The 13,594-nt window shown below is 67.0% G+C and carries 11 protein-coding genes; 6 read left to right on the forward strand and 5 right to left on the reverse strand.

The window, feature by feature from the left end:
* The 3 genes from BT115_RS15290 to lanKC all read left to right on the forward strand — a co-directional run bounded on the left by BT115_RS15290 (window position 1) and on the right by lanKC (window position 4,413).
* Complete coding sequence (locus tag BT115_RS15290; protein ID WP_072323480.1) at window positions 1-1,326, forward strand: sensor histidine kinase; 1,326 nt, start codon at window positions 1-3, stop codon at window positions 1,324-1,326.
* A 202-nt stretch (window positions 1,327-1,528) separates the two neighbouring features.
* Complete coding sequence (locus BT115_RS18990; RefSeq protein ID WP_255369452.1) at window positions 1,529-1,657, forward strand: hypothetical protein; 129 nt, start codon at window positions 1,529-1,531, stop codon at window positions 1,655-1,657.
* Window positions 1,658-1,749: 92 nt separating this feature from the next.
* Window positions 1,750-4,413 carry a class III lanthionine synthetase LanKC gene (lanKC, locus tag BT115_RS15295; RefSeq protein ID WP_072323481.1) on the forward strand — a complete coding sequence of 888 codons (2,664 nt, stop codon included), beginning with the start codon at window positions 1,750-1,752 and terminating at the stop codon, window positions 4,411-4,413.
* A gap of 86 nt (window positions 4,414-4,499) precedes the next feature.
* On the opposite strand, the gene BT115_RS15300 is transcribed toward lanKC, so the two are convergent.
* The 5 genes from BT115_RS15300 to BT115_RS15320 all read right to left on the reverse strand — a co-directional run bounded on the left by BT115_RS15300 (window position 4,500) and on the right by BT115_RS15320 (window position 11,340).
* Window positions 4,500-6,797, reverse strand: coding sequence for a TonB-dependent receptor (locus BT115_RS15300; RefSeq protein WP_083527511.1), 2,298 nt, complete (start codon window positions 6,795-6,797; stop codon window positions 4,500-4,502).
* A gap of 36 nt (window positions 6,798-6,833) precedes the next feature.
* Window positions 6,834-7,217 carry a DUF2946 domain-containing protein gene (locus BT115_RS15305; protein WP_177257429.1) on the reverse strand — a complete coding sequence of 128 codons (384 nt, stop codon included), beginning with the start codon at window positions 7,215-7,217 and terminating at the stop codon, window positions 6,834-6,836.
* A 111-nt stretch (window positions 7,218-7,328) separates the two neighbouring features.
* Entirely contained in the window at window positions 7,329-8,924 is a 1,596-nt protein-coding gene (locus BT115_RS15310; protein ID WP_072323483.1) for an MFS transporter, read from the reverse strand.
* A complete protein-coding gene (locus BT115_RS15315) occupies window positions 8,921-10,351 on the reverse strand; it encodes an efflux transporter outer membrane subunit (RefSeq protein ID WP_072323484.1) in 1,431 nt (476 codons plus the stop codon). The genes BT115_RS15310 and BT115_RS15315 overlap by 4 nt, the downstream gene beginning before the upstream one ends.
* Window positions 10,348-11,340, reverse strand: coding sequence for an HlyD family secretion protein (locus BT115_RS15320; RefSeq protein ID WP_072323485.1), 993 nt, complete (start codon window positions 11,338-11,340; stop codon window positions 10,348-10,350). Before BT115_RS15320 ends, BT115_RS15315 begins: the two co-directional genes overlap by 4 nt.
* Before the next feature lie 149 nt (window positions 11,341-11,489).
* On the opposite strand from BT115_RS15320, the gene modA reads away from it, so the two are divergent.
* From modA to BT115_RS15335, 3 genes are read left to right on the forward strand one after another with little or no spacing between them, the layout of a single operon-like run.
* Complete coding sequence (gene modA / locus BT115_RS15325; protein ID WP_218184768.1) at window positions 11,490-12,236, forward strand: molybdate ABC transporter substrate-binding protein; 747 nt, start codon at window positions 11,490-11,492, stop codon at window positions 12,234-12,236.
* A 5-nt stretch (window positions 12,237-12,241) separates the two neighbouring features.
* Window positions 12,242-12,916, forward strand: a complete 675-nt coding sequence (modB, locus tag BT115_RS15330) for a molybdate ABC transporter permease subunit (protein WP_072323678.1) — start codon at window positions 12,242-12,244, stop codon at window positions 12,914-12,916.
* A complete protein-coding gene (locus BT115_RS15335) occupies window positions 12,913-13,578 on the forward strand; it encodes an ABC transporter ATP-binding protein (protein ID WP_072323487.1) in 666 nt (221 codons plus the stop codon). Before modB ends, BT115_RS15335 begins: the two co-directional genes overlap by 4 nt.
* Window positions 13,579-13,594 lie beyond the last annotated feature (16 nt).

Consider the following 13,594-nt stretch of genomic DNA (forward strand, 5'->3'; position numbering starts at 1 on the left):
GTGTCCAAGACGATATTTTCCACGGGATTGTCGCTGGAGGTTGTGATCGGGAGCGCGCTCGTGTTGCTGCCGACGCTCCTTGCGAGTGCCATTCTCATCACCGTCCCCCGGTTGCACTGGTTGCCGCGACTAAGCATCTTTCTGGTTGGGCTCATCGTCACCTTGATGGTTGCCTGGTGGATCGGGCGGCGCGTACTCGATACGTTGTCGACCGTGTCGGATCTGCTGGGTGCGTTGCGCGAGGGAGACTTCGGCATGCGAGGTCGCGTTGAACTGGGGTACCGTCCGCTCCAGGCGCTGGTGGCCGATGTGAATCTGCTTTCGGACACGCTGCGCGACGGGCGTCGCAAGCGTACGGAAGCTCTGCGTTTTCTGGGCAAGACCCTCACGGCGCTCAGCGATCCGGTATTCGTGGTCGATACCGAAGAACGTCTCACGCTCATCAATCCTGCGGCTCGGCAATTGATCGGCGCCGAGCGACAGGCGGTGTTGGGTCAGGGCCTCGCATCGCTCGGCCTCACGGAGGTGCTTGCCACACCCGACCATGCGGTCTTTCAGGGGCGGTTTCCGGGTGGTGAAGGGCGCTGGCTGCTTCGTCACGTGACGTGGCACAGCAATGGGCGCGAGCACCGCCTCATCATGCTGCGCGACCTGAGCGCCATGCTCGGTGACGAGGAGCGTCGTGCATGGCAGAGGCTGATCCGCGTGCTGAGCCACGAACTCAACAACTCCCTCACCCCGATCGCCTCGCTGGCCGGCAGCCTTGCGGTCGTGCTGAACGGCGATGGCGCGGACACGCTCGACGAGTTACGCATCGGTCTCGACGTCATCGAACGCCGTGCTCACGCCCTTGCCCGGTTCATTGCAGGCTATGGAACGTTGGCTCGCCTGCCGCCGCCTCGCCCCGCGCCCTTCCGGCTCGACCTGCTGCTTGTGAAGCTGGTTCTGCTGGAGCGCCGCGTGCCTGTCGAGGTCGTCGATGGTGGACCGCTGGTCATCTACGCTGACGAGGACCAGCTTGCACAGGCCTTCATCAACCTGCTTCGCAACGCGGCGGAAGCGGCGCTCCCCATCGGTGGAAGCGTGCGCCTTCGCTGGTATCGGGATGGGCGCCGCGTCTGCGTGCTCATCGAGGACGAAGGCATCGGGCTGCCTGAGCCGGATGCGCTGTTCGTGCCGTTGTTCACCACCAAGCCGCAGGGCTCGGGTATCGGCCTCAGCCTCACCCGGATGATCGTCCAGGCGCATGCAGGCAGCGTCGATCTGGCGCCGCGGGCCGACAGGCATGGCGCTGTCGCTACCGTGAGACTTCCTTTGTCTTCTTGAGCATAGACGCATGTCCGATATCGGACGGCACTGTCCGATATCGGACGTTCGCGTGCCCGATTTTGATGGTGCGAACGAAAATATCCGCGCACCGCGGCGCTTTATCCCAGCAGCGGCCAGTCACGGCGTTGCGCCACTCACATCACATGCATATCGTGCGCCTACCGCGCGCATCACGTCACAACGCCCAAGAGGAAACGCCATGGATCGCATCCTGAGTCTTCAATTGCTGGAACCGGAAACGGAATCGAGTGACGAGACAAACACGAACTACAGCAGCTGCAGTCATCGCGCCTGTTCCATGGCCAACGCGGATGCGTTCGAGGATTGAAGCCGGCAGGGAACACCGGACAGGTCGGCGGCACGGGGGCGCCGACCTGGATCTTCGCCAGTCGATGCCACGCCGCCGGATGAATACACGCGATGAAGCGACACACGGACCTGTTGCATTACACCGCGGTGGACCGCGAATTCTTCGAGCCTTATGGTCACCGGTCCATCGATGAGGCCGACTTTGTCATACCCGTGCGCCGCATTCTGCCCAAGCAATGGACGATGCGACGAGCGGGCATCTGGATGCACTGCACGCCTCCGGCCGCTGACCTGCCGTCGCAAGGCTGGAAGATTCACGTGTCCAGTGTGGCGTCTACGGCACGCATCGTCCTGTCCATCGCCGCCGCGACCCTTGTCGTCTCGGGCACGGCGTTCAAGTTTGCCGCCGACGGACGCATGTTGGACGGCCTCAACGGCAAGCGCTGGCCGCGAGGCGGTTCGGGCAAGTTCATCACCGTCTATCCGCGCGGGATCGATGACTTTCGACGCGTGATCGACGACCTGTACGTGGCCTTGTCGGGCTACGCCGGGCCTTACGTGCTGAGCGACCGCCGGTATCGCGATTCGCGCGTGCTGCATTATCGCTATGGCGGTATCGCAGGGGAGCATCGTGTGGCCGCCGACGGGCGGCGCGAGTGGCTGCTGCGCGCGCCGGACGGTCACATGGAAGCGGATCGTCGCGGTCCGATCTTCCACCTGCCCGACTGGTTGCGCGACCCCTTCCCCAAGGACACCACCGAACTTGCACCGGCCACCCTGGGGGGCGGGCGCTACCGGATCCGGCGCGCTTTGTCGTTTTCCGCTGCCGGCGGCGTCTACTTCGGAGAGGATCTGGACGAAGGCCGGCCCGTCGTCATCAAGGAGGCACGACCGTTCATCGGTGGCGGCGACTCGGCGGCGTCGACGCTGCGCAAGGAATTCCGGCTCCTGCGGCGGCTTGCTCCCCTGCGTGTTGCACCTGCGCCCATCGCGCACTTCAAGGACTGGGAACACAGTTATCTGGTCGAGGAATACATCGAAGGCGAGACGCTGCGCGGATGGCTGGCGCGTCGTTATCCATGGCTGAAGATCCGACCCACACGCGACGACGTCGTGCGCTATCTGGACGAGGTGACCACGGTCTTCACCCGCTTTGCCGAGGTGCTGGCCCAGGTGCACAAGGAGGGCGTGTCGCTCGGCGACCTGTCGTTTCACAACTGCATGGTCACCCCACGCGGCGAGATACGTTTGATCGATCTGGAGACGGCGATCGAGGATGGCCTGGATCTTCCCGTCGATCTGCGCACGCCTGGCTTCACCTCAGCGCGGCCGCGGCGCGACGATCCCGCCAGTGCCCGTGCCGAGGATGCCTATGCGTTCGGTGCGAACCTGTTGGCGGCCGTCACTCCCGTCAACGCCATGTTGCCGCTCGATCGCGGTGCAGCGTCCCGCTTTGCCCAAAGCATTGGCGACGAGATGGGTTATCCGCCCGCGCTGGCTGCGACGATCACGGCGCTGCTGGATGACGTGGCGGCGCAGCGGCCATCGCCGGTAGATGCCATGGCGACATTGCGCGAAACGCTTGCCACTACGAGCGTCGGTATCCCATCGGTCACGCAGGAGCCCACGCCTGACCACGCCGACGCCATGTTCGCCTACCTCGATGCGTGCGCGGCGCAAGCCCGGCCAGATCGCTATGTACCCGCTGGACCGGAGGTTTTCGAAACGCATCCGTGGGGCGTCGCGCATGGGGCGGCCGGTGTGCTGCACGCGTATCTGCGCGGAGGGCGCACGCCGCCGCAGGGTCTGGTCGCCTATGTGCTGGAAGGCAGCCGATCGCCGAAGCCACGCGGTGCGAGCCTGATGTACGGCGACGCAGGGATGGCCTGGGTGTTGGTCGATGCCGGCGAGGGCGAGCAGGCATTGGCGCTGTTGCGCGATGGTTCGCCAGATGACGCAATCCGCGTGCGGCCCGGCGTGTACGACGGGCTCGCGGGTTGGGGGCTGTCTCGTCTCAAGGCGTGGCACGAGACTGGCGCGTCGGCGTTTCTTGCGTCGGCGCGCGAGGCGGGCGACCTGTTACTCGAGCGGGCCATCGAAAGTGACGGCACGCTGCGTTGGGCGCATGACGATGCACAACCCGTCGGGTTGGCGCATGGGGCCGCAGGTGTGGCGTTGTTCCTGCTTCATCTGTGGCTCGCCACCGGCGACGAACGCTTTCGTATTGCCGCGGATGCGGGCCTTGCGTTCGACCTCGCACAGCGTGGTTTGAATCCAGACGGCAAGGCAAGCTGGCCTGGCGAGGTCGGTGGCGCCACACGCTTCCCGTACTTGCGTCGGGGGACAGCGGGCGTTGTCGCGGTGACCGCTCGGTTCTTCGCCGCCACGGGCGAAACGCGTTATCGCGACATCGTGTTCGATGCGGAATCGGACCTCATGCGTCGCTATGCCATCGCTCCAGGCCTGTTCGATGGCCTGGCGGGTATCGGCGAAACCTTGCTCGACCTGGCGGAGATCTTTCCGGAGCGTGCGCTGCGGTATGCGACGGCGGCGGGCCGCATTGCTGGCGGCATCAGTCCCTTCCTGATACCGCGCGAAGGTGGTCTGGCCGTTCCTGGCGCCGAACTGCTTCGCATCAGTTGTGACTTTGCCACCGGCAATGCAGGTGTCGGTGCATTTTTTGACCGCCTGCATCGCGGTGCTGCGGCGTCTTTCATGCTCGACGAACGCCTGCCACGCGCCATGCATGCGCGCGACGTCGAGGCCGTCGCCTGATCCCGGCACACGTTCCCTAGCGGTGCCGGGGTGTGGGGGCTCCCACCGGAGAAGCGGCCGGTGGGAGCCCGGGCTGTGCAGGAGCGTTAAAGGTGGAACTTGGCCTCGACCAGCCAGGTGCGCGACGGATACGGGTAATAAACGTAGTAGCGACGATTGGTCAGGTTGTCCACGCCCACACCCAGATCGACGTGGTCGCTGGCTTTCCACGACACCTTCGTATCGAAGGTCAGGAAGTCGCTGGCACCGCCGAAGGTGTCCGGATTTATGTCGCTGTGGTCGAGCGTGTTGTATTGCCTGCCCGAGTAGCGTCCGGCGAGCGTCAGCGCCAGCCGCTCCGTCGCCCGCCACGTGGCGACCACGTTCGCTCGCCAACGAGGTATGCGGTAGAACTGCTTGCCCTCCGACGCGGGGTTGCGCACATTGTGTACCGTCGTTGCCTGGGTATAGGCCACGTTCGCAGTGAGGTCGATGCCTTCCACGATCACGTCGCGACCGTCGTAGCTGGCCTCCGCGCCGCGTGTGCGCACCAGCCCTACGTTCTGCACGTTGGTGACGTTGGGAAACACCGTGGTGTCGGTCTGGCTGAACAAGGTATTGCGCGTATCGCTGCGGAACAGCGTGAAACGCGCAACGCCATTGGGGCGGTACCACTCGGCGGAAAGCTCGCGAGACAGATCGTTCTCGGGTTTAAGCGACGGATCGTTGTTCACCAGGGAAATGCCGTTGAACGTGCCCTGGAAGAGTTCGTTCACCGTAGGAAAGCGATAGGCCCGTGCGCCCGACAAGCGCAGCAGCACGGTATCGCTGACGCTCCACGCAAGCGACGCCTTGGGCGACGTATGCGATTCCTTGCGCTCGGGATAGGCCACGGTCGCGTTCGCCGTCGAGCGTGAGCCACCGAAGGCACGCCATTGCTCGTAGCGCGCCCCGACGGTCAGGCGCCAGTGCTCAGCCAGCTGCCACGCGTCCTGCAGATACAGCGCCTGCGTCTGCGTGCTGCCGCCATTTGCTGCCGTCAGAGCGCCTGCACTACCGTTACGCCAGCGATCCAGCGCATAGCTCGCGTTGTCGAGACGGTATCCGTCGAAGTGGTAGCCGAGGCTGATCGTATGGGTGTTCGGCAACACACTGTCCGGCGTGTGCGTGGCGCGGAGGTCGAACGTACGCCAGCGGCTGCCGTCGCCTGCGGTCAGAAGTCCGGCACCGTCGTCGCTCACGATCGCCGCCGTGCGATCGCGGTTGCGGTCCATGTCGAAGTACGACGCGTCCGCCGTCACGTTCCATCCGCTCTCGCGATGGGTGCCCAACGAGACGCCGTAGAGATAATTGCGGCTCTGTCGGGTGCTCGGCGCGAAGAAGTTGGCAGGCAACGTGTATTGGCGACCGTCGATGGATACCGGGCCCGACCACACCGGCTGGCCGGCGGCATCGCGCAGGAAGGTGTCGGTGCGATGGGACAGGTTCTGCTTCCAGTATCCCGCCGTCACCGCGCCGGTCAGTTCGGGCGTGAAGTCGTAGGTGAGGCGGAGGTGGGCCTCGTCCTGCCGGGTCGCTTCCTGTCCTTCGCTGTTGATGCCGATGACTTGTCGAGGCAGGCCGTTGGCCCCGGTATCGGCGACCGCGCCCGTCGCCGGATTCACCGAGCCGACACGTGGCGCGATGCTCTGCGTCGCATAGACCAGCGGCTGGCCGTTGGCTTGCAGATGGCTTACACCGAGAAGAAAGGCGAAGCGTCCCGAGCGATCGCCGATCGTTGCGCTTTGCCGGCTACCGCCGAAGTTGCGATCCACGCCGTAGGTGTCCACGTGCTGCGTGAACGCCTGCGCGGTGGCATTGAACTCCAGCGTGTCGGGCATGCGCGTGGTCATCAGCACGGTGGCTCCGATGGCGTTGCCCGGATAGAGCGCGGAGTAGGCACCGTAGATCACCTCGACCCGCGCCAGGTTTTCGGGAAACGCCATCGACCAACGGGGCGGGTTCGACCAGTTGTTGCCGAGCAGGTTGGAAAGCAGCAGCCCATCGAGGTAGACGAGGCCACGGGCGCTCTGCTGATTGCTGGTGCCGCGCACGGAGAAGGTGGCGTTTTCGTCGCCGATGAAGCGCTTGCGGATGCCGAAGGCCGGCAGGTACTTCAAGGCATCCTCGGTGTTGACCACATTGAGGTGTTGCAACTGGGTGGCGCTGACGGTTTCCACCGCCGCCGGCAGGTCGGGATCGAGCTGGCTGGCCTGGCGCGCGGCTGTCACCTTCACTTCGCGCAATGTCGTGGCGCGCTGCGTGTCGCCACCGCTGTCGCTGGCGTGCACGGAAAGACAGGACGCGCCCAGGGCGCAGGCGATGGCGCGCGCGAGAACGCGCCCACGGGAATCGAGTAGGAGCATGACGGAGGTTCCATTGTCGTGTGCGGATCGGAGCGATCAGGCGTACGCGACGGACGGTGGACCTCGGGCGGGAGCGTGGGTGATGGGCCGGGCAGGGCGGGCATCGATGGCGAGCCGTGCAACGGGAACCGGCGCCGCCATGGGTAGCACGCTGCCCATGAAGAACGTGCCGCCCACGGCGGGCTGCTGCGCGAACAGCGTGCAGTAGCCGCACGCCTCATCGTCATGGGTGAGGTGCGCCGCGTTGTCCTGATGCCCCTCGTGGTGGTGGCCTTCGGCCATCGCTTCGCAGCCGGGCGGATGGTCCGGTACCGCCAGGGCGGCGAGCGTCCGCGAGGTGGTCGGCGCGAGCACGGTGAGCCAGACGGCGACCAGCGCCATCCATGCCCACCATCGCTTGTTCGCTGCCCCTCGGCGCACGCTGATCCCTCTCCGCTTAACCCTGGACGTGGGTCCAGGGATCATCGCACGGTGCGCGGGTGGGCGTGAAACCCATGCGACACGGTGTCGCGACGATCAAGGGTGGCCCCGTCATTTCGCCGCTGGGAGCGGCGGCACGGCGGCCGGCGTCGCGATGACCGGCGGTTCGCGAAGCAGCAGCACCAGACCGACGCCGAGCACGCCGACGCAGGAGGCGAGCAAAAAGCCATCGAGGATCGACAAGGTATACGCCTGGGCGCGTATCGCCGCCGCGAGCAAGCTTGCCCCACGCGCCTCGGCGTCGCCGCTGCCCTGGGCGGTGCTGCCCACGGCGCGCGCGTACGCGGCAATGCGCTCCATCGTCGCCGGATCGCCGGTGAAGACGTGCTGTCCGATCAGGTTCGAATGCCACTGCTCGGCCTTGCGTGTGAACATGATGAGGACGGAGGTACCGAGTTCGCCGCCGAACAGCCGCGCGGTCTGGATGATCGCGCCGAAGGTGATGCCGTCGGCCGGTCCCACGTGGTGACCGAAGAAATAGATCACGGCGGTGAGTTCCAGGGTTTCTCCCACCGCTTGCAGCAACAGGGCCACGCTGAAGTTGCCTTCCGCCCATTGCGACGTGATACCGGTGCCCAGAAGGAAGCCGGCGGTGGCGATCGTGAGCCCGGTACCGATGGCGAAGCGTGCGTCGATGCGGTTCAACAGCCAGGCGACCGTCGGTGCGATCACCAGTTGCGGCAAGGCTACCCAGAGCAACGCAGTACCTACTTCAAGCGGGCGCAAGCCGCGCACCTGGATCAGGTAGTTCGCCACGAGCGTGTTGCTCGACGTCACCAGGAAGCGCGTCGCCAGCACCAGCACGATCAACACGAACACGTTGCGGCGCACGAGCAGTCCGAAATCGACGCTGGGCGTTTCCAGGGTCGATTCGTGCAACAGGAACAGGCCCAGTGCGATCAGGCCGAGGGCGAGCAGCGTCACCACGAGCGTGGAGGAAAACCAATCCAGCCGGTCCCCTTGATCGAGTGCGATGAAGACCAGGGTGAAGCCCGACGCGCCGACGAACATGCCGCGAAAGTCGCCGCCGCGCAGGTACTCGCGATCGATGGGGAGGCGGCGCAGGCCAAACCAGTACAGCACGAACAACGGCGCAGCCACGAGCGTGTTCTGCCAGAAGATCCAGTGCCAGGTCACGTGCTCCACGTACCAGCCTTCGAGCGACGACGCGACGTTGAGCCCGAGAATGATGTTCATGGCGTAGGCCGCGAGCCCCCACGGCCACAGCGCGCGCGGCAGGCTGAGCAGGATGAACGAGGCGGTGAGCGGGATGAAGGTGCCCGAGCCCAGTCCCGCGAGCACCTGCAAGGCGATCATGATGTGCAGGTCCGGCGCGAACGGAATGAGGAACTCGGCGAGGCCGTAGACCACGCAACCGGCCAGCAGCACACGCCGCGGCGAGAACGCGCGGCCCAGGAAGATCGCGAGCGGACCGATCATCATCTGCGCGGCGGAAAACGCGGTGGGAATCCAGGCCCCCTCGTCGAACCCGGCGCCGATGGCGCCGCGCACGTCGGCGAGACCGATGGACGTCAATCGCGAGGTCAGCGTCGTCGCGACCGCGCCGATCAACACGGCCACGATGCCCAGCCACGGCAGCGAAGCCGGCGGCGCAGGGGCGGCCACGGCCGTGGCGGTCGCGTTCAAGGGCGAGCCTCGGCCGCTGCCAGTGGCTGCCGCGGCACCGATGCCGATGGCGACCAGCCGCCGCCGAGCGCCTTGATCAAGGCGACCGCGGCGAGCAGGCGTTGTTGGTCGTTCTGGATCGCCGCGCGGCGACTGGCGAGAGCCTGGCGTTCCGAATCGACGACCTCGAAATACCCGGCCAGCCCGCGGTCGTAACGCGAGCGCGACACGCGCGCCGCGGCGGTGGCGGCGTCGACAGTCGCATCGAGCGCCTCACCGCGTTCGCGCAGCCAGCGTGTGTCGGCCAGCGCATCCTGCACTTCGCGGAAGGCGACGATGCCCCCTTGCCGCCAGTTCGCCAGCGCGCCCTCGAAGTCGGCTTGTGCAGCCTGCAGGCGCGCGCGGTTGCGTCCGCCTTCGAAGATCGGCACGTGAACGGACGGGCCGATCGACCACGCACGGCTGTCGGTGGCTGTCAGTTCGCCGAGGCCATCGCTCGCGACGCCCGCCGACGCGGTAAGCCGCACCTGCGGAAAGAAAGCGGCTCGCGCGACGCCGATCCGCGCGCTCGCTGCGGCCAGCGCGCGTTCGTCAGCGGCAAGGTCGGGGCGCCGCTCGAGCAGCGTCGACGGCAGGCCGGCCGGTACGACGGGCACCGTGGGCGTCCACGCGCGCGGTGCGATGGTGAACTCAGGGGCGTTGCGTGCCTCCAGCACCGCGAGCGCGTGTTCGAGGTTGTCGCGACGGCGGTGCGCGTCGGCAAGATCGGCCTCGGTCTGGGTGAGGTCGGCGCGGGCGCGCAGCACATCAAGGTCGCCCACCACGCCTGCATGCGCGCGCCTTTCGGCCAGCCGCAGCGCGTCTTCACGCAGGCTCACCGTGCTGGCGAGCACATCGATGTCGCGGTCGGTGCTGCGCAGGGAGAGATAGTTCGAGACCGTTGCGGCGGCAAGGCTCAAGCGCATCGCGGCGACCGTATCGACACCGCCCTGGACGTCGGCACCGGCGGCTTCGACGCTGCGTCGCACGCGTCCCCACAGGTCCACTTCGTACGCTACGTCCACCGGCACGCGCCCCAACGTCGTTTCGAGCTGGGGCAGGCGATTGGCCACGGTGCCGGAGGTGCGCGCACGCGCATAGGCGGGGTCGAGCGATACGTCTGGAAACTCGTCCGCGCGCGCTACGCCGAGCAAAGCGCGGCTGCGGTCGTAGCGCGCCAGGGCGGCTGCGAGATCCTGGTTCGCTGCCAGCGTCGCCTGCACGTGGCGATCGAGTTCATCGTCGCCGAACAGCGTCCACCATCGATCGGGAAGTGTGGTCGCATCGGTCGTTGGCGCGTCGCGCCACGCCCCGGGGGCTTCCGACGCGGGCCGCTGGTAATCCGGGCCGACCACGCAACCGCCGAGACAGGCCAACAGCGTGGCCAGCACGAGAGGACGTGCGCTCATGGCGCGTCCGCCGTGTCGGCATGAATCTTCACGATCGTGGAGAGCCCCGGCGTCAGCCGCTCGCGGTAACGATGCAGATCGTCGGCCGAAAACAGGATCTTCACCGGCACGCGCTGCACCACCTTCGTGAAGTTGCCGGTGGCGTTGTCGGGTGGCAGCAAGGCGAACTGCGAGCCGGACGCTGGCGAGAAGCTGTCCACGCGACCGACGAAACGCGCGCCGGGAATCGCGTCGACGGTCATCCGGGCCGGCGTGCCGCGGCGGATGCCCGGCAACTGCGTTTCCTTGAAGTTCGCCACGACCCAGACCTCGTCGGACACGATGGAAAGGAGGGTCTGCCCGGCGTTTACGCGCGCGCCCACTTCCACGGTGCGTCGTCCGACGTAGCCGCTGACAGGAGCGACCACGCGGGTGTAGCCATACGCCAGCAGCGCATCGTGCAGTGCCGCTTCGCCGGTGGCGACCTGCGCGCGTGCCGACTCCCGCGCCGCCTCGGCGGCGACTTTGCGGGCGCCCGCGCTGGCGCGGTTTGCGACCGCTGAATCCGCTGCCGCCTTCGCGGCGTCGTACTCCTGCTGCGAGATGCCGCGCGGCGTTTCGCCGACCAGCTCGCCAGCCCGACGCAGATCGAGTGCCGTCTTCCGAACCGTGGCCTCTGCCGCGACGATGGCCGCGGACGCTTCTGCGATCTGCGCCTCCGCGCTCGCGATCTGCGCGTTGGCTCGGGCGATCTCGGCCCGTGCCTGTTCCACGCGGACGTCGAAGTCGCGCGTATCCAGTTCGAGCAGCACGTCGCCCGCCTTCACGTGCTGGTTGTCGTTCACGTGCAGCGCCAGCACCGTCCCGGTGACGCGTGGCGCCACGGGATGAATGCGACCGGTCACGTACGCGTCGGTGGTCGTCTCGGTGCGATCGAGCCAGAAAACCAGCAGCACGGCCAGTGTGCCGAGCACCAGCAGCCCCCCGATGATGCACAAGGCGTGTTTCATGCGTTTCCATTTCCCTCCGTGTGCCCGCCACGCTGCCACCGGACGAGGCGGCTGGATTGGCGATTCCTGCGTGCGTTCGCGCCCGTCCCGTCATTGACCGCCCCGCGCGGCGCTTCCTATATTGCGGAATGCCATCTCGGGAATTTTCCATGCGCCTCCGTGCGTTCGTCGCGCTGCTTCTTCTCGCCGGCCCGGGCGCCGCCGGTGCCGCCGATCTGGTCGTCTCGGCGGCCGCAAGTCTCACCGATGCCTTCCAGGCCGTGGGCAAGGCCTATGAGGCAAAGCACCCCGAGACGCACGTGGTGCTGAATTTCGCCGCCTCCGACGTGTTGCTCCGCCAGATCGCCAACGGCGCGCCGGCCGATGTGTTCGCCTCCGCCGACCAGACCGCCATGGACAAGGCGGTGGCCGCCCAAGCGGTCGATCCCTCGACGCGTCGCGATTTCGCCCGTAACCGGTTGGTGCTGGTGGTGCCGAAAGACTCGCGCTTGCGCATCGCTGCGCCGGCCGATCTCGCGAAACCCGATGTCACCCGTGTGGCCTATGGTGACCCGGCGTCCGTTCCCGCTGGCCGCTACACCAAGGCCGCGCTCGAAAAGGCGGGACTGTGGGACGCCGTTTCCGCCAAGGGCGTGCTGGCGCAGAACGTGCGCCAGGCGCTGGATTACGTCTCCCGTGGCGAAGTGGACGCCGGCTTCGTCTTCGCGACGGATGCGACGATCCTCGGCGATCGCGTGCACGTGGCCGCTGTGGTGCCGACGCCCATGCCTTTGACCTATCCCATCGCCGTCGTCGCCAGCTCGGCGCATGCGCGCGACGCAGCCGGTTTCACCGCCTACGTGCAGTCGGAGGAAGGCCGGGCGATCCTCGCCCGGTTCGGCTTCCAGGCGCCGTGACCGACGTGGGAGCGATCTGGGTACCGCTCGCGTTGTCGCTGAAGGTCGCTCTGTGGGCTACGGTCATCAACCTCGTGCTCGGTGTGGCCGTCGCATTCGGCCTGTCGCGTTGGCGCTCGCCCGCCCGCGAGATGGTGGACTCGGCGCTTACCTTGCCGCTGGTATTGCCGCCGACCGTGCTCGGCTACTACCTGCTCGTGCTGTTGGGCCGGCACGGCATGCTCGGACGCTGGCTCGACGGGATGGGGATCCATCTGGTCTTTACATGGCAGGGCGCGGTCATCGCGGCCACGCTCGTTGCGTTTCCGCTCGTGCAGAAGGCGGCGCGTGCGGCATTCGAGGCGGTGGACCCACAGTTCGAAGACGCCGCCCGCGTGCTCGGACTACGCGAGGCGGCGGTGTTCTTTCGTGTGTCGCTGCCCTTGGCCGCGCGCGGCATCACGGCCGGCGCCTTGCTGGCCTTCGCGCGTGCGCTGGGTGAATTCGGCGCCACGCTGATGATCGCGGGCAACCTGCCGGGCCGCACGCAAACCTTGTCGGTGGCGATCTACGCGGCCGTGCAAGCCGGCGACGATCGCACGGCCGGCATCATGGTCGCGGTCACCTCGGTCACCTGCGTGCTTGCGCTGTTGCTCGCCGGTTGGCTGGCGCCCAATCCATTGCGACGGACGCGGTCATGAGCGTCGATATCGCCATCCGCAAGACGCTTCGCGGCGACGCGCGGCAGTTCGAACTCGACGTGCGTTTCGCGTCGGAGCATCGGCGCATCGTGCTGTTCGGTCCGTCGGGAGCCGGCAAGAGTCTCACGCTGCGTGCCATCGCCGGCCTGCTGTCGCCGGACGCAGGTCACGTACGGGTCGATGGCCGCACGCTGTTCGACAGCGCGGCAGGCGTGGACCGCCCGGCCCGCGAGCGCGGCGTCGCTTACGTCTTTCAGGACTACGCCCTGTTCCCGCACCTTACGGTGGCGCAGAACATAGGCTTCGGGCTGGTGCGCGGCTGGTTCAATCCCTCACGTCGCGAGCACGACGACCGCGTTCGCCATTGGCTCGACGTCTTCGACCTGGCCGGGGTGGCGAACAGCTACCCGTCGCGGATCTCGGGCGGCCAGCGCCAGCGGGTGGCCGTGGCGCGTGCGCTCGTGGCCGAGCCTCGTCTGGTACTGCTCGACGAACCCTTCGCCGCGCTGGACCCCGCGCTGCGCGGCCGCATGCGCTCCGAGCTGCTGGCCTTGCAGCAGCGCCTCGACCTTCTCATGCTGGTCATCACCCATGACCCTGCCGACGTCGAGGCGCTGGAGGGCCACACCATCGCGTTGCGCGACGGCAAGGTGTGTCCCTAGATGCGCCCGATCGAAC

The sequence above is a fragment of the Luteibacter sp. UNCMF366Tsu5.1 genome, assembly GCF_900119235.1.
GTDB classification, from domain to species: domain Bacteria; phylum Pseudomonadota; class Gammaproteobacteria; order Xanthomonadales; family Rhodanobacteraceae; genus Luteibacter; species Luteibacter flocculans.